The sequence below is a fragment of the Pirellulales bacterium genome (assembly GCA_035499655.1).
Classification (GTDB): Bacteria; Planctomycetota; Planctomycetia; order Pirellulales; family JADZDJ01; genus DATJYL01.
The window spans coordinates 1-17,734 of the sequence record DATJYL010000155.1 but is presented as its reverse complement, the minus strand read 5'-3'; the positions used below and the strand labels follow the sequence as shown (position 1 = coordinate 17,734).

Here is a 17,734-nt window from a genome sequence, read left to right as displayed (position 1 = left end):
GTCACTGTGGCACCGCCTCCCGTCCCTTCGCCACTAGCCTTAGGCGCCGGCAACGATACGGCAATGATGCCCGGTATGATCACCAAAAACGGGAAAAACATTTTCGGTACGGCCGCAATGAGCGGCGTGCGACGCGCCGCTGACATAGAATCGGCCGCCATGGCCCGCTGCACAACCAGAAAATCGGTGCACCAGTAACCAAACGACAGCACAAACCCTAAACCCATTGCCAACCCAAACCATTCGACTCCCAAGGGACTTGTTTCGGGACTGCCCATCCCCTGCCACGAATGCACAAAATTTTCATTCGGCACGATCGACTTTAAGCCGTCCCAGCCACCAACGTTCTTCAGTCCCAGGAACACGAGCGGCAAGAAGCCAGCAACAATTAAAAAGAATTGCAATACCTCGTTGTAAATCGCACTCGTCAACCCGCCGAGCAGAATATAAACCAACACAATTATGGCTGTAATCACGATGCTCGCGTCAAAAATATTTGCTCTGGCAATATTCAATTGAGCAAAAACTCCGTCGAAGATGTGCCAGCGTTGGATGATCTTTGCCATCACCATCATCGAAATGCCCGATGAAAACACGGTCATGATCGCAAACGTGATAGCGTTGAATCCGCGCGTCTTTTCGTCGTACCTAAGCTTCAGGTATTCCGGCACCGATCGGGCGCGGGAGCCGTAATAAAACGGCATCATGAAAATACCGACGAACACCATCGCCGGTATGGCGCCAATCCAATAAAAATGGCTTGTTGAAATTCCGTATTTGGCGCCAGATGCGCCCATACCGATGACTTCCTGGGCGCCCAAATTTGCGGAAATGAAGGCCAGCCCTGTTATCCAGGCCGGCAACGAACGGCCCGAGAGAAAAAAATCGGTGCTAGTGCGGATCGAACGGCGCAACCAAAAGCCGATCCCCAAGACAAACACGAAGTACACCAGCATGATCGTCCAGTCGATGTACGTTAAGTGCATTCAGAAACCTCACTCCCCACAAGATAAGACCACGAGATTAGTTTGCTCCAGGGCGAATCGTCTCGCCACTGGATGAGAACCGTCCGACGTGAAATAGCACGTCGTAGCCTTCCGCCTTAGTGCCGCGTGACGCCGCTCCCCCACCCTGCGGCAGCGTCAATGATCGTACTGTAATTGCCAGAAAATCGCAATCAAGAGCCCGTCCGATCGGCATTGCATTCAACAGTCGCTCGTAAAAATCGGCCGTCGCATCAACGTTGTCGGTAAAAATGCCCCGTTCGCAAAATTTCATCGGTACACTTATTTCGAACCTCCGCGATAACCCTGCGGATGTTTTTTATGCCAGTTCCAGGCCGATTCGATAATGCTGTGCAAATCAGGATATTTCGGTTGCCAGTGCAATTCCTTGCGAATTCTCTCGCTGCTGGCAATCAGCACGGCCGGGTCGCCCGGCCGCCGGGGTCCGTTCTGAAACGGAATGGCATGACCCGTGATTTTTCGTGCCGCTTCAATCACTTGTTTGATGCTAAACCCTTTTCCGTTGCCCAGGTTGTACAGCCGGCTTTTTTGGTCGATGGCCTGCATCGCCAAAATGTGGGCTTCGGCCAGGTCCGCCACGTGAATGTAATCTCGCACGCAGGTTCCGTCGGGCGTGGGATAATCGTCGCCGAAAATGGTCACCGAATCGCGCTGCCCCAGCGCCACTTGCAGCACAATGGGAATTAAGTGCAATTCCGGATGATGGTTTTCGCCCCGCTCCGCCGTTGCACCCGCAGCATTGAAATACCGCAGCGCGGCGTAACGCAAGCCATGGATTTTATCCAGCCAATACAGCATTCGCTCCAAAATGAATTTGGATTCGCCGTAAGGGCTGCCGGGCACCAGTTGCTCTTCTTCGTCGATGGGCATCTTTCGCGGGGCATCGAACAAATTCGCGGTGGATGACAAAATGAACTTCCGCACTCCGTGCTGCTGCATGCTCTGCAACAGGTTCAGGCCGTTGGTAATGTTCTCGCCCAGATATTGAAACGGTTGTTTCATCGATTCACCCACCAACGTGTGCGAAGCGAAGTGCATCACGGTGTGCGGCTGATGCCGCTTTAGCGCGTCATCGATAGCAGATCGATTGGACAAATCTCCTTGGACGAATGTGGCGCGCGGGTGCACCGCCTCTCGATGCCCCTGGTATAGATTGTCAAATACGACTACCTGTTCCCCCTTGGCCACCAGTTGCTCTACGACGACGCTGCCGATATAGCCGGCGCCGCCGGTCACAAAAATCGCCATTGTTTTCTCGCTTAGGTGGTGTTTTTCGAAAGTTGCCGCAGACGTTGGGCCGCTTGTTCCGGTGTTAAATTGTGCTCGGTTTCCGCCAGCATTTTATAACCGACCAGGAGTGGTTGTATCTGCCATGCGGATGGAACCGAGCAGTCATAGTCAGCGGCATGGCAAGGATCGAGCGCCCTGGGCTGGACGGCTCGTGAATAATGCCGGCTCGATGCCTGTTTGCTGATGATAGTGATCGTGAAGCGTCTGGGCCACTTCGGCGGCCGAACCACTTTTGACCAAGCTCACGGTGCAGCCGCCAAATCCACCGCCGGTCATGCGCGAACCGATCACACCGCCGCCGGTACCAATTTGCTGAGCCAGTGCCACCAGTAAATCCAATTCTTCACAGCTTACCTCATAATCGTCACGCAACGAATTGTGGCTGGCATACATCAACTGCCCCACTTCATTCCATTGGCCGGCGCTGATGACATCGGCGGCCTTAACTGTCCGTTCGATTTCCCCAATTACGTGCCGCGCCCGACGGTAATTCACGTCTCCCAATTTAGCACGCGCGCCCTCCAATCGCGCGAGCGTGGCCTCGCGAAGCGTATCGACGCCTAATATTTTTGCGGCAGTCTCGCACTGAGCGCGCCGTTGGGCATATTCGCCACCGGTTAACTCGTGCTTGACGTTGCTGTTGGCGATGAGCACGGTCACGTCCGGCGCCGAAAACGGAACAAGCCTGACTTGCTGCGATTGACAATCCAGTAACATCAAATGGTCCGCAGTGCACAGTGCGCTGCTGAATTGATCCATAATACCACAGGGCACGCCCGCATATTTGTGTTCTGCCTCCTGGCACAAAAGCGCCTTTTGCACCGCCTCCAGCGACTTTCCCTGCATGGCTTCCAGCAGTGTGGCCGTGGCCACTTCCAGAGCGGCGCTGCTCGATAGTCCGCCGCCCAGCGGCACGGTGGATACAATCACAGCCTCGAATGGCGGAACTGCAAACCCCCGCGCCACGAACCCGGCCACCACGCCTTGCGCATAACTCGACCACGTGACCGGTCCGGGGCTGATTTTGCCGGTAACCGCCAGTACAGCCGTTTCCTGCTTGTTGCTGCTATAAACACTTGCCGCCGGTCGGCCGTCCGGACCGCGATGATCAGTCGATTTGGCCGCGGCCATTACGACGTAGCGTTCAATCGCCATCGGCAGCACAAAGCCGCCGTTGTAATCGGTGTGCTCGCCGATGATGTTCACTCGGCCCGGCGCCGCCACAACATACTGCGGATCGCGCGCATACCGTTTACGAAATTCGCCGACTGCCTGCTCGCGCAATTGATCCACGGAAACCGCCGTCGATTCGAGCTCTCCACTGACGCTTGGCATATTCATTTTCCCCTGATGCTGCTTGCCACAGACATCCCAACATCCAGTTGAACAGTGTAACCTAGGGCAAATTAAAAGGCGACGGGCGGACGGCGCTCGCTAGGTTGCGGGATGCAATACGATTAGGGCTTCAGTGGACACTGTTACTGCTCATCCCCGATCAATTTCAGCATTTGCTCGTGCAATGGCTTGGTCGCCGCGGCGACAAAACGGGGAATGTTCAAATCCAACGCGCCGCCCCGGTAATCGGTAATGATGCCGCCTGCTTCGCGGATTATCAGCGCACCGGCAGCCACGTCCCAGGGCTTGGTTTTGCCGCCCCAGTAAGCATCAAATCGGCCAGCTGCCACATAGCACAAATTCAGCGCCGCCGAGCCCGTGCGGCGGATTGCTTGTGAGACCAGTGCCACGCGCACCAGCTCGGCTAACTCGCGCGAATCGGCAGTCAACTTGGGCGGCAAGCTTACCACCACAACAGCCTGATCAATGCTCTCCACGCGGCTCACGGCCAGTTCATGCCCGTTCAAATGCGCTCCGTGCCCCGCCTGTGCGGTAAAGCACTCCCGCGAGACCGGATCGTACACCGTCCCACATATAGGCTCGCCGCATCGCAGCAAGGCCACAGAAACACAGTAATGTGGGATCTGATGGACATAGTTGGTGGTGCCGTCGAGCGGATCAACCAGCCAGCGGAATTCAGCATCGTCCGGACCGATAGGATTTCCTTCTTCCCCAAGAAACGAGTGGTCCGGAAAGGAATTCAAGAGGATCCGTCGCACTTCCTCTTGGCTGGCCAAGTCGGCTTCGGTTACCAAATCGGCGGGGGCTTTTTCCCTGATCGCAAACTTTCCAATCCAATCTAACAACACTTGCCCGCCTGCTCGGGCAGCCGTTTCACAGGTTTTGAGATAGTCTCCCATAGAATTCCTGAAATGGCAAAAACGCCCTGTTTTTCGCGAGATTATCGCTGCTATACCCCACCTGTTTTCTCTATTTTGAGGTTAAAACGCTGGTGGCATTCTTTGGCTTATGTTCCCTCAAATCTGGTAACCTATTGGAGGGGGAAAAAGAATCTATAATTTTTTTATACGAAATGCTGGACTTTTCAAATCTACCTGTTATCATCGCGGTTGTGGAACGTGGAAGTGCGAGTTGAGTGGAACAATTCAGTCGTTGCTTCAATTTTATTTTGGTGTTTGTCTCATACTTATCATCCTGCTGAGTGATCCGCAACAACGGTGGCCTCTTCTCTGTTCCGGCCCCGCCGACTTACGCAAGTGAGCGGCGGGGTTTTTTATTGAATTTGTCCGCCGTCTGGGGCAAACCGTTGTTTCTGCCATGAGCGATGTTTGGCAGCTTGACGCAAATGCGGCGCGACTGGCCGCCAACCACGTCGGGAACGCTGTGCTCGATCTGGCACACCCCGATTTGGGTTTATTGCTGCGGCTTTCGAATACAGCAAATTTTCTTGAGCCATCAGCGGTCGTCCCGCAGCTTCAAATTTTGGGCGCGACATTCGGCCATCGGCAACCCCTGGAGCCTGCGCAAACCGACGCTTATGTGCGTGGCGACGACATCGTGGCCACCTACGAAGAAGCCGCCCCACAACGCATTCGCATGCAAGTGTATTGGCGCCACCTTCAGCCGGCGGAATTCGCGCCAGATTGGTCAGCCCACGTTCTGTCAGCCTTTGACTTAATTTTGTCTCTGAATACTAGCTTGCTTGACAGCAACCCGCAATCAAACGTGCGGTCGTTGCTTTCTCCCGCCTGCATGATGTTTCATTTGCGGCAAATCGACTCCAACCAGTTGCGAGCCGAACCACTCCCGCCATCGGTAATCGCCAACGAGACTAGCCATAGCATCGCGGTTGCTCCGGGAAATGGCAACACCGGTTGTTTTATCGCCCGCTGGGAAAGTGTTCCATACGGTTACGTCGAAATGGTCCATCCGATCGATTTCTGCCGCAGCACGATCGTATTTTCCTCGCGGCCTCCAACAAACCAAGCGTCGCCATTAAAAATCAGCAGCACTGTGATCGAACATCATCTGTTCCAAGAGCGACTGGAAAAGGGAGTCATTTTGCGGGCTCGAGTTCGCTCTGCAATTGTGGCCCGACCGCATGACGAAGCTGTCGCGGTGACCGCCTACCAGCAATTCGCCGCCGCGGAGCCGCCCCTGACCGTTTAACGCCGAGAAGCGAAACCGCTGTTTTGGATGTTGCCTCGCGCAAATTCGGATAGGCAAATTAGCCGCTCTCCACTAAACTTCCTGACTGCCCACTGCGACCAGTCTTTGAGCACTGTTTGGAATTGTAACGTCGGGCAAGGAGGCACCTATGCTGCAGCGGCCTTTTCGTTTTTTACACGCTGCCGATCTGCATCTCGACCGCCCCTGCCAAACCGCCATCGAGGCGCCTGACCATCTGATCGACCTGTTAATCGATGGTCCGCAACAAGCGGCGGCAAAGGTGTTCGATTCCGCCATTGATCGCCAGGTTGATTTCGTTCTGCTGGCCGGCGATGTGATCGACCCTCACCGCTGCGCCCCCCGCGATCTGCTGTTTCTCGCCGAGCAATTCCAGCGGCTGGCCGACCACCGTATATCCGTATATTGGGCGGGTGGGCCTATCGATTCTCTCGACCACTGGCCAACCTACGTTTCTTGGCCCAGCAATGTGCATCGGTTTTCACACGGTCGCACTGAACGTCACCGTTACCAGATTGCTGGGATGCCCGTGTGCGAAATTATCGGCTGTGGCCACGATCCATCGGAACCGCCGCGTCCTTACCAGTTCGGTCCCAGCGATGACGACTTATTTTCGATTGCCCTCGTCCATGCCGATTGGAACGCCCGATCGCTGGGCGAAATTGGCATGAATTATTGGGCTTTGGGCGGTTCGCACCAACGCTCCACTCCGCTGGAAGCAAAATGCGTGGCCCACGTTGCAGGCAGTCCGCAAGGCCGATGCTCCCGCGAAACCGGTCCGCACGGGTGCACGATCGTGGCTGTCGACGAACATCGCCACGTCCATCTCACGCCGTTGTCATGCGACATGCTGCAGTGGCTGGCGCCACGATTGTCGCAGCCTGAAACGGCCGATCGCCACGAATTAGAACGGCTCCTGCACGAGCGGGCCGAGCAACTTTTGGCGGAATCGCCCGGTGTGACTCTGCTTGTAAAGTGGCATGTGGCGTGCCAGGGTCCGCTGCAGTTCGCGTTACGACACGGGGCGTTGGGCACAGAGTTGATTTCCAAACTGCGTCAGGAATTCGGCCGTCTCTCCTTCCCGGTTTGGACCTTGGACATCGAAGCGGATTTGCCCGCTGAATTGCCATCCGAGTGGTTCGGGGAAGAAACGCTGCGCGGCGATTTTTTGCGCGCGGTTCAACGCTGCGCGCCGGAGTTTTTACTTGGTCAGGCAACGCAGCCTTCGGTCGATCACGCCTCGGCAACGTTCGACAATGACCCTGCTTCGCTTGACCACGTTCCTGAATCGCTCAATTCAAATGATTCAACGCATCAGCCGCTCGTCCTGGCGCTTCCCAGTAGTGCCGCGGATTTGGTTTCGATGTGCAATCTTTCGCCCGCTGCGGCTGAGGTGATAACTCAGCAATCAGCAGAGTTTGCGCACCCGGAAGGCCGCCGCCGATTGCTGCGTGAAGTGGCGTGGCTGGCCGTCGATTTGCTCAGCCCCGCGGAGGCCGCACAATGAAATTGATCGACGTTCGTGTCGATGGCTTCGGCGTTTGGAGCGGGCTGACGCTCGCCGAGCTTTCCCCTGAATGCACCGTGATTTACGGTCCCAACGAGGCGGGCAAAACCACGCTGTTGCAATTCATTCGCGCCGTGTTGTATGGCTTTTCGCCACAGCGCACCGCCCGATATTTGCCCTGCTTAAACCCGACGTTAAGCGGCACTGCGGCCGGCGGCTCGCTTACGCTCATCACCCATGACGAAGGCTGGCTGCAAGTTCAGCGGCAGGTGAACCCGCAGCACCCGTTGGGCAACGTGTTGGTCCAGGCTGCCGATGGCACGGTACAGGGCGCGGCCCACTTGCACCGGCTGCTGCACGACGTCGACGAAACGATGTTCCAAAACGTCTTCGCCGTGGGCCTGCACGAATTGCAGGAATTGGGCACGCTGACGGATTCCGCTGCCGCGCGCTGGCTACATGCTGTATCGCTGGGGTTCGACCGGGTGTCGCTCGTTGACGTGCTGAGCGAATTGGAAAAATCGCGGTTGCGGTTGTGGTCCGATCAGCCGTCGTCGCAAATCGGCCAATTGCAGGCTCGGCGCGAAAGGCTGCAGGAAGAGCTCGCGGAGTGTTCCCATCTTTCACATCAATTGGAGCAAGTGGTGACGGAACGCGCCGCTGCCGATCATCAAATCGCGCAGCTCGAAAGTGCGCTGATCGAGCAGGAATCGCACCTTCGCACTTGCGAAACGGCGGCCGCAGTGCATGAACCTTGGCATCGGCGTCACGCGCTTCGGGCGCGCATTGAGGCGTTGGGCCCCGCCGCTCAATGGCCGGTCGATGCGTTGCAACGGATGAATCGCTATCAATCGGCCATCCGCCAGGCACGCCGCAAAAAGCGGCTTTTTGCGCGTCGCCGAAAAACCCTGGGCGAGAAACTGACTCAGATGAAGCTGAGCGAGCCGCTCTGGCGGCAAGCGGCCCGGATTGAAGCCCTGATCGAAAACGAAACCTGGATTGTCTCATTAGAGCAAGAAATCCGCAGGGCCGAGGAAACGGTGCAACGGCTGACCGCCCAGCGGCAGGCACAACAAGATCGCCTGAACGGCGCGGCGCCTGCCAGTGTTGGGCCGAATGCACCCCAGCCTGGCGTCCATCATTTGCAACCTGTCGACCACGCCACATGGCGAGCTTTGCGGCGGCCGGCGGCCGCGCTATCGCAGGCCAAACGGCTGGCCGAAGCCGAGCAACGAGGTATTAATCAACAACGCACAACCCAGCAAAACCGTCGCCGCGAAGTGGAGCAAGCCTTGGCTGCACGCGGCCAAAAAAATCTGACTGCTGCCTTAGATTCCGCCGGGCAACGCGTGGCCCAACTTCGGCGGCGTGTGCAATTGGACGAACTGATAGAACAGCTTGCGCACACCAAAGCCGATTTGGAGCACGCCATTGCCGGCTGCGTTCAGCGGCAAATTCTGCCCGCTTGGATGCTGTTTTCACTGGGCGGCATTTTCGTGCTGGGCGTGGTGCTCGTTCTCGGCGGATTCCTGCTTCCCGGCTCGTTCACCGGTTCGCTGGGTTGGCCCATGGCTTGGCTCGGCCTTCTGGGCACGGGCTCGGCGGTCGCCGCCAAATACACCCTGGAGCGTTCGGCGGCCAACCAAATGGAAGCCAGTCGCCGGCAATTGGCGCTGGTCGATTCGCAAACTCAACAGGCCGAAACGGAGCGCGGCGAATTAGATCGCAGCTTGCCCAATGGCGGCGCTTCCTTACCAACGCTCCTTCAAGCAGCCCAACAGGAATTGGCCAAGCTGGAAGAATTGCTCCCGCTCGATGCACAGCGGCAGGCTGCTGATCAGGCTGCTCAGGAAGTCGAGTCCCGCCACACCCAAGCGGAACAAACTTATCAGCAAGCGCTCGAAAATTGGAATGCGGCGCTGGCCGCCGTCGGCTTGCCCGAGGATTTGGCGGCGCCTCAAGTGCGGGCCATGCACCTTGCCGGCGATCGACTACAAAGCACGCAGCAGGAACTGGGCAGTGCCCAATCGGAGCTGGATCGTCGCCGCCGGGAACTCGCCACATTTTCGGCTCGGCTGGAACAAGTGTTTCTGGCGGCGGAAATTCTGCCGCACTCCAGTTCAGCCAGCGATCAACTGCGTGAATTGCGTCGCCAGCTGGCCGACCAAGAAACCTGCCACCGAGATCGCCAATCCATTACCCAGCGGCGGCAAAAGCTGCGGCGTTGGCAGCAAAGGCTGGTTCATCGGGTGAGCCGGCTGCGGCGTCGTGGTAGCCAATTGCTGTTTGTTTGCCAGGCGGCGAATATGGCGGAGTTTCGCCGTCGCAGCGCCGAATTTTCACAAATCGCCGCGCTCCTTGCCCAGCGCGATGCCGCGGCGCAAGAAATCGCTTCGTTGCTGGGTGAAAAGGATGAAACTGCAATCGCTTCCTTCTTAACAAACACCACGGCCGAACAACTTGCCGCTCAACTTGCCACGAGTCGGCAGCGGCTGGAGGAAATCCGCCGGCAACAACAACGCCTGTTTGAGCAGCGGGGTCAACAAAACGAACAAATTCGGCTGCTCTCCAGCGATCGGCGGCCGGCCGTGAAGCGGTTCGAGCTGGGCCATGTGGAGCAGCAATTATCCGCTGCCATCAACCGGTTGCATGTACTCACGCTTACGCACCGCTGGCTGGAGGTGATCAAGGAGCATTACGAACACCATCGCCAGCCCGAAACTTTGCGCGAGGCATCCGATTATCTGGCGCAATTGACCGAGGGGCGATGTCGCCGCGTGTGGACCCGCTGGGGCGAAAATGCCTTGCTGGTCGATGACGATCAAGGCCGCACGCTTCCCGTTGAAGTGCTTAGCCAGGGCACGCGGGAACAATTGTTTTTGAGCTTGCGCTTGGCGCTAGTCGGATTGTATGCCCGCCGAGGCGTGCAACTGCCGATGGTGCTGGACGACGTGCTGGTCAACTTCGACACGCACCGCGCCGCCGCCGCCGTGCAGGTGCTTCACAATTTTGCTCGGCGTGGACACCAATTGCTCGTTTTCACCTGCCATGAACATTTGGCCCGGCTGTTCAAGCACCACCGCATGGATGTGCGCCGCTTGCCCAGCAACCATCAGTCGGGCCGCGACGAGCCATTCGAACTTGAAGTCGAACCGCCGCCGCGCCGCAGCCGATCGCGCCGGGTGAGAGAAGTCAACGAGACGCCGCCGGCGCCACCGCCCACACTTCCGCCAACAAGCGTCGTTACCGCACAAGCGGCCGGATCCGCTGTCTCCGTCGAATCAATACCTCTAGCCCGCATCGAGGCCGCGCCGCTAGTAACGGTGCTCCCTTTTCCAGCGACAGTGGTTGAACCCGAGGTGACGGCACAGCCGCTGGTTCCCATGCGTGTCGATTTGCCGCAGCGCACGGCGCGGCTATCGCCGATCATGCGCCGCTGGGCGGCCGAAGAATTCAGCGGCGAACTCGACGACCGCGTGAACCCTCTCTGGCTGCTTGATGGAATCGTGGGGGAAGAACTGGGCAGCCCGCACTCGCCGCCAAACGGATCGTTGCCGGCAGCGGGGCAGCACAGCTCCTCCACAGTCCGCCGCGCAAAAAACCTCCGGGTTTTCGCTGACCAGTCATCCCCCATCTCCGTGGAAGCTTCCGGCGACGAGGGCTTGGATGTGTAGCTGTCCACAGCCCGAATTCTTAGCTATCGTCCGGAAGAACGCGGAAAAACCTGGACCACACTGAGGTTGGTTGGCAGGGGAGTATTCGCTACCATTCTCGGCTTTCCGGATCGGGAAATGGGGGGGACGCACTGCCCTCTCCATTCGAGAGACTGCGCAGAACCTACGCGTTGTTTTTTGAGCTTTTTTCCATCGTAATGTTAGCAAGCCCGTCAGGCGATTCCCCCCCGGGCACGATTGCCTGGACACGTATGCCGTATCGAGTGGCAGGTTTCAAGTTTTTGTAGATGTCGAAACGGTTCATGGATCGAACCTCGCCCGTTTTCACCACGGATGGTGATTGATGTCACAGCATAAGCGGCCCAATTCCTCACCCAAGGAACAGGACGCAGCAAGCAATCCATCGGACAAAAAGGGTGATGCTGCGCCGACAGATGCGGCTGCTCCAAGTGGCGGCTTTGCGCCAAACGACGGCGCGCCATACGACTCGCTAGCCCTCAGCGGCGAATCCACCCGCCATCCCTCTTCCTCGTCACCGCAATCTGGAATGACCTCGGTTCTGTTGCTGCTGACTCGCCTGGTGCTGCGCTTTCCGGTGCCGACCTTGGCGCTTTCCGTCGGACTGGCGGTGATCTGCATCATCTATACCATCGGGCATTTGGGCTATAAAAGCAGCCGCCTCGATTTGTTGAATCCCAAGAGCGATTACAACCGGTTGTGGATCGAATACATTAACGAATTCGGCGACGAGGATGACGCGGTCATCGTTGTCGAAGGCGCCGGCCGCGAGCAGGTCGTGCCCGTGTTGGAGGAACTCTCCGCCTCTCTGCGGCGCGAAAAACGGCTGTTCCACGCCATTTTGCACGAGGTCGATTTGACGAAGATCCGGGCCAAAGGTCTGCACTATTTGCCCGCCGATCAACTGCAAACCATCGATCGTTTTCTGGACGAAGCCATGCCCATTGCCGGCGGCGATTGGTCGCGGCTACAAGTGGGCAAGCTGGTCGGTGGCCTGGCGCAAATGCTGCAAGCCGCCACGGCCGGTGTGCAAGGGCTCGATCTCAACCTTGCGCTCGGGCAACTCGATCACACGGTCGATAGTCTGCTAGCGCAATTCGGTTCGGAACCACATTATCTATCCCCCTGGCCCGGCATGCCCGCTTCGCTATCGACGCTGAGCGAATTGGGTTCCGAATACTTAATTGCCAAGGAAGGGCGGCTGGGCTTTGTGCTGTTGCGAATTTCGGTAGGGAAGGAAGAATTCGCCCGTGGCAGCGAGGCGGTAGACGCCCTCCGCGAATTGATAGCCGAAACCGAACTGCGGCATCCGAACGTAAAACTGGGCCTGACCGGCCTGCCGATCATGGAAAACGACGAGATGCGCGCCAGCCAATCGTCGATGTTTTGGGGCTCTTTGCTTTCCTTCTTCGGCGTCGTGGTAATAGTCGTCGCTGGATTCGGCGGACTTCGTCACGCCCTGCTGGCCAACTTGGTGCTGCTTTTGGGCACAGCCTGGGCGTTTGGATATGTAACCCTTACCGTCGGTCATTTGAATATCCTCAGCGTCACCTTCACCGCCACGCTGATCGGCATCGGCATCGATTACGGCGCCTATTACATTTCACGCTACATGCAATTGCTGCGCGAGGGGATGCCGTGCGAGGCCGCGCTGTTGGAAACAACACGTTCGGCCGGCCCGGCCATTGTCACCGGCGCCTTGACCACGGCGATCGCGTTTTTCTCCGCTGCCTTAACCAGTTTCACCGGTGTAGCGGAATTGGGAATCATTGCCGGCGGCGGTTTGCTATTGTGCGCCGTGGCACAACTTTTCGTATTGCCGCCCCTTATCAAAGTGGTCGACGGCAGCCGCTTAGGCCAGCGACAGCCCACGCCGGTGCCGGTACACAAGTGGATCAATCCGCTGTTGCGCTTTCCCCGCGTCGTGTTTTGCGGCGGCTTAATCATCACCGTGGCGGCCGGATTGGGCATCCAGCATTTGTGGTACGATCACAATCTGCTCGATATGCAAGCCCGCGGTTTGCAAAGCGTGGAATTAGAGCGAAAGCTCCTGGCCGAATGCGATCAAAGCGTGTGGTACGCGCTATCGATCGCCAACAGCCGCGAAGAACTGCTGGACCGCAAAGCAAAGTTCCTCAAACTGCCCAGCGTGGAGCGGACGGAAGAAATTGTATCGCTGTTGCCCGTCGACGAGGAAGTCAAACGCCCCATCATTGCCGATATAGCCCGACGCCTGGCGACGCTCCCGGAACGTCCGCCGCTGATCGCCGTCGACACTTTGGACGAACTCGGCGCGCTATTGGCCCAAGTCCAAGATACCGCTCAACACACCCACGAAGGGGCTAACTGCGCCCGGCATTTGGAATTGCTGCGCGATGCCATGCGTCGTCTGCCGGCTTCCGATTGTTACGCCAAGCTGTCGCAATTCCAGCAGCAAATGGCCGGCGATTTGCTCAGCCGTTTGCACGCGCTGCGCAGCGTTGCCAACCCGGAGCCCCCGCAACTCACCGACTTGCCGCCAAGTTTGGTCAGCCGTTTCGTGGGGCAAAACGGCAAGTATTTGTTGAAAATTTACGGTCGCGGCGACATCTGGAATATGGAAGCGTTGTCGCGCTTTGTGCAAGATGTTCGAACCGTCGATCCCCGCGTAACGGGCAATCCGCTCCAGGCCTACGAAGCCTCGCGTGAAATGCAATTTAGTTACGAAAAGGCTGCTTTGTATTCAATGCTGGTCATCCTGGTGGTTCTGTACATCGACTTTCGGAACCTGTTGCACGTGTTCCTGGCGTCGCTTCCGCTGGCGCTGGGCATGATCATTACCTTTGGGCTATTGGGCTTTCTGAACCAGCCTCTCAATGCCGCGAATATGATCGCCCTGCCGCTGCTCTTGGGAATGGGTGTCGATTACGGCGTGTATGTGGTTCACGAATTCTTGGAACAACAAGGACGCTACCGCATGTCGCCGGCCACGGCCGTGGGGTTATTGGTCGATTCGCTGGCCACCATCATCGGGTACGCCGGCCTATTGATCGCCAGTCATCAAGGGTTGCAAAGCTTGGGAAAATCGCTCACGATTGGCGTCGCGGTTTGCACGCTGACCTCGATGATTTTGCTTCCCGCGCTCTTGTCTTGGATGACCTCGAAGCGACCGTTGGTTCCTTGGGTGGCTGATGCCGTGGTCAGTTACGATCACGAGCGACCCGATCTCGAACCAGAAAATGGTGATTCTCCTCCCATGCGCCGCGCCGCCTGAGCATGTGCCTGGCATTTCACCTTCTTATGCCGGAGCGACTTGGCGTTTGAGTAATTCCGGCCCATGCTCTACAATGCCGCTGCATCGACGGGAGGCGGTGGAGCATTCTCACGAGTTGGCAGTCGCTTGTGCCGCTCGCGCTGTTTGCCGCGCACCCTCCGCACCGATATTTTCCGTTCCTGGAATTTTCTCATGAGTTCGCCCGCCGCCCCTACCCCTGCTGCTGTTGCCGCCCAGCGCCTGACCGTCGTACAGTGGTTGATTTGCATCATCGCCGTCATCGGCTTTGCCTTCGACACGTACGAATTGCTGATGTTGCCGTTGATTATTCGGCCAGCCCTCATTGAATTTGGCTTCACGCCCGGCAAGCCCGATTTTGTATTTTGGGCCAGCATGTTGTTTTTTGTGCCGGCCGTGGCAGGGGGCATTTTTGGGTTGCTCGGCGGATATTTGACGGACCGTTTGGGCCGCCGCCGCGTGCTCACTTGGAGCATATTACTGTATGCGGTATCCGCATTCCTCGGTGGCTTTTCGACGAATGTCACAATGTTTCTCGTTTTTCGTTCGCTCAAGTTCATCGGCGTGTGTGTGGAGTTCGTCGCCGCCGTCGCTTGGCTGGCCGAATTATTTCCCGAGCCGAGACAGCGCGAGCGGGTGTTGGGTTACACTCAGGCTTGCAGTTCGTTCGGCGGCATGATGGTGGCTTTCGCCAACGGCCTGGCGATCAAATGGGCTGCCGATCTACTGGCAATTCAACTGCCGTTTCTTACTTTCTTGGGCAACGTGACCGATCCCCATGCGCCCTGGCGATACACGATGATTTCCGGCCTCATTCCCGCAATTCCGCTGATTGTCATTCGTCCGTTCTTGCCCGAATCGCCTGCATGGAAGCAAAAGAAAGCGGCCGGCACGCTCAAGCGGCCCAGCATTGGCGAATTGTTTGCGCCCCAGTTGCGGAGCACCACAATCATCACCACGATCATGTTCGCACTCAGTTTTGGAGCTGCCTTCGGCGCCATTCAGCAAATGCCGCAAATCACTCCGGGCATGCCAGAAGTGGTCGCGCAAAAAGAGGGCAAGCCGGTGCCGGCTCAAAAAGAAATCGAGCAAAAAGCCGCAGCCGGTTATGCCAAGGTGCAAGAATTCGGCGGCTTGATCGGACGATTTCTGCTAGCCTTATTGGTCATTCGTATTGCCAGCCGCCGAAATTTGCTGCGCGTGTTTTTGATTCCTGGCCTCTTCGTGTTGCCACTGGCCTTCGGATATGCGGCGATGAATAACCGCCAGCTGTTCACGCTGGGCGACTGGCACGTCACACTGTTCGACGTCGGCATTTTTCTGGCCGGCTTGTTTACCGTGGCGCAATTCAGTTTTTGGGGAAACTATTTGCCCCGCGTGTATCCACTGCACTTGCGCGGCACGGGCGAAAGTTTTGCCGCAAACATCGGCGGGCGCATGTTGGGCACATCGTTCGCCGCGCTGGCGATGTTCCTGCCCACGCTCAGTTTCATGCCGGGCGGCAGTTCGTCGGAAAAAATGGCCTTTGCGGCGGCCGCCATCGGCTTGGGAGTTTATCTGCTCAATTTCATTTTGACGTTTTGGTTGCCCGAGCCGCAGCAAGAATTGTCAATGGATTAGCATAATCCGAATGAATCTGCCCAAAATGGCCTCTCATGGGACGGCACACGTACAGAAATTGACCCTTTTCGGCCTAGTTTTTACAATGCCCTGCCAGTGATCTGCCGCTCACCGAATCCGCTGCGTGGGCTAGATTTGAGGTATTCCCATGCACAAGCTTTATCGATTCTTAGCTATTAAATACCTGCTGGTTTTGCTCTGCGGCGCAATCAGCGTCGCGGCCATTTCCGGCTGCGGTAATTCCGCCGGCGAAAGCAAATCGGACTCATCTCCCAAGGCCGTTGCTTCCGCCGATAGCGCCCCCACTTCCGGCCGCATCAAAATCGTCTCCAGCCTGCCCCGCACCGGCAGCGCCAAGCTGCAAACTGATACGATGGTTAATGGAATCAAGCTGGCCCTGGACGAAGCCGGCTACAAAGTCGGCGATTTCACCATCGAGTATGAAGATATGGACGACGCCACCGCCGCCACCGGCGATTGGACTCCCGATGCCGAAGGCAACAACGCCCGCCAGGCCGCCAACGATCCGGACGTGATGGTCTACATAGGCCCATACAATTCCGGCGCGGCAAAAGTTTCGATGCCCATTCTCAATCGCGCCGGCCTGTTGATGATTAGTCCCGCCAACACCGCCGTCGGACTCACCAAGCCGGGCCTGGGCGAGCCCGATGAGCCCGCCATCTATCAGCCTACCGGCAAAAAAAATTACACCCGCGTGGTCCCCGCCGACGATCTCCAAGGCTCCTGCGCCGCCGAATGGGCCAAATCGCTGGGCGTTAAATCTGTCTACATCCTTGATGACAATTCCGTATACGGCAAAGGAATTGCCGAAATGTTCAAGCAGCGCTGCGGCGAGTTAGAAATAGACGTGTTGGGCCAAGACAGCATCGACACCAAGGCCCAGGAATTCCGCTCGAAAATGACGAGCATCAAATCGTTAAAGCCCGACCTGATCTATTACGGTGGCACTACGCAAACGAAAGGTGGGCAAATTTGCAAAGACATGGTCGCCGCTGGGCTAACCTGCAAACTGATGGTTCCCGACGGCTGCATGGAAAACGCCTTCATCGAGGCTGCCGGACCAGAGAACGCCGATGACCGTGTGTATTTAACCTTCGGCGGCGTATTGCCGCAAAATCAAACGGGCAAGGGGAAAGATTTTGTCGATAAGTATAACGTCAGGTACGGCTCCATGCCGGAAGCCTACGCCATTTATAGTTACGAAGCGGCAAAAGTCGCGCTGGAGGCGATTCGCAAGGCGGGCAAAAAAGAGCGCGCCGCCATTGTCGGCGCCGCCTTCGCCATTAAAGATTTTCCCGGCGCTCTGGGCACCTGGTCATTCGACCAAAACGGCGATACCACCCTCCACAAACTTAGCGGCAGCATCGTGCACGAGGGCAAATTCCAATTTGTCAAACTACTCGGCAGCGACGATCAGAAGAAATGAACCTTGCAATCACGATTGCGGTTCAAGTTGCCTAATTTCTGAACCCTGAACCCTAAATCCTGCTGATGCTTTCCCTCCTGCTGGCCGCCGACTCTATTTCAGGGTGGCAACTGTTCGTCCAGCAGTGTCTCAATGGGCTGACTTATGGCGCACTCATCGCGCTGATCGCCCTGGGTTACACCATGGTCTACGGCATCATCGGGCTCATCAATTTCGCCCACGGCGATTTATTCATGCTGGGCACGTTTCTCACGTTAACCTTGATCGATGCTTTCGGACTGAACGCCACTGCCCCGACAGGCTCCACGGCGGCGGGAATCGTCGGGCTGCTTGTGATCG

The 17,734-nt window shown here is 57.3% G+C and carries 12 protein-coding genes; 7 read left to right on the top strand and 5 right to left on the bottom strand.

Features of this window, described 5'->3' with window-relative positions; all coding sequences use genetic code 11:
- The 5 genes from VMJ32_11315 to VMJ32_11295 all read right to left on the bottom strand — a co-directional run.
- The coding region (locus tag VMJ32_11315) for a hypothetical protein (protein HTQ39611.1) at positions 1–863 on the bottom strand (863 nt) is incomplete at its 3' end.
- Between the two features lie 160 nt (positions 864–1,023).
- On the bottom strand, positions 1,024–1,278 hold the full coding sequence (locus tag VMJ32_11310) for a hypothetical protein (GenBank protein ID HTQ39610.1): 255 nt from the start codon (positions 1,276–1,278) through the stop codon (positions 1,024–1,026).
- Positions 1,279–1,286: 8 nt separating this feature from the next.
- The gene (galE, locus tag VMJ32_11305) at positions 1,287–2,273 is read right to left on the bottom strand and encodes a UDP-glucose 4-epimerase GalE (GenBank protein ID HTQ39609.1); all 987 of its coding nucleotides are present in this window, start codon (positions 2,271–2,273) and stop codon (positions 1,287–1,289) included.
- Between the two features lie 150 nt (positions 2,274–2,423).
- Positions 2,424–3,650, bottom strand: a complete 1,227-nt coding sequence (gene galK, locus VMJ32_11300) for a galactokinase (protein HTQ39608.1) — start codon at positions 3,648–3,650, stop codon at positions 2,424–2,426.
- A gap of 143 nt (positions 3,651–3,793) precedes the next feature.
- The gene (locus VMJ32_11295; protein ID HTQ39607.1) at positions 3,794–4,570 is read right to left on the bottom strand and encodes an inositol monophosphatase family protein; all 777 of its coding nucleotides are present in this window, start codon (positions 4,568–4,570) and stop codon (positions 3,794–3,796) included.
- Positions 4,571–4,988: 418 nt separating this feature from the next.
- Here VMJ32_11295 and VMJ32_11290 point away from each other — a divergent pair, with 418 nt between their 5' ends.
- From VMJ32_11290 to VMJ32_11260, 7 genes are all read left to right on the top strand, one after another.
- Complete coding sequence (locus tag VMJ32_11290; GenBank protein HTQ39606.1) at positions 4,989–5,840, top strand: hypothetical protein; 852 nt, start codon at positions 4,989–4,991, stop codon at positions 5,838–5,840.
- A 148-nt stretch (positions 5,841–5,988) separates the two neighbouring features.
- Positions 5,989–7,365 (top strand): metallophosphoesterase, encoded by a 1,377-nt coding sequence (locus VMJ32_11285; GenBank protein HTQ39605.1) that lies wholly within the window; start codon positions 5,989–5,991, stop codon positions 7,363–7,365.
- Positions 7,362–11,039 (top strand): AAA family ATPase, encoded by a 3,678-nt coding sequence (locus VMJ32_11280; GenBank protein ID HTQ39604.1) that lies wholly within the window; start codon positions 7,362–7,364, stop codon positions 11,037–11,039. Before VMJ32_11285 ends, VMJ32_11280 begins: the two co-directional genes overlap by 4 nt.
- 343 nt (positions 11,040–11,382) lie before the next feature.
- Positions 11,383–14,310: an MMPL family transporter gene (locus VMJ32_11275; GenBank protein ID HTQ39603.1), complete on the top strand. Its 2,928-nt coding sequence runs from the start codon at positions 11,383–11,385 to the stop codon at positions 14,308–14,310.
- Positions 14,311–14,502: 192 nt separating this feature from the next.
- On the top strand, positions 14,503–15,948 hold the full coding sequence (locus VMJ32_11270) for an MFS transporter (protein ID HTQ39602.1): 1,446 nt from the start codon (positions 14,503–14,505) through the stop codon (positions 15,946–15,948).
- A 148-nt stretch (positions 15,949–16,096) separates the two neighbouring features.
- Entirely contained in the window at positions 16,097–17,395 is a 1,299-nt protein-coding gene (locus VMJ32_11265) for a branched-chain amino acid ABC transporter substrate-binding protein (protein ID HTQ39601.1), read from the top strand.
- Positions 17,396–17,460: 65 nt separating this feature from the next.
- Positions 17,461–17,734 (top strand): branched-chain amino acid ABC transporter permease (locus tag VMJ32_11260; GenBank protein ID HTQ39600.1); only part of this gene is annotated, 274 nt, incomplete at its 3' end.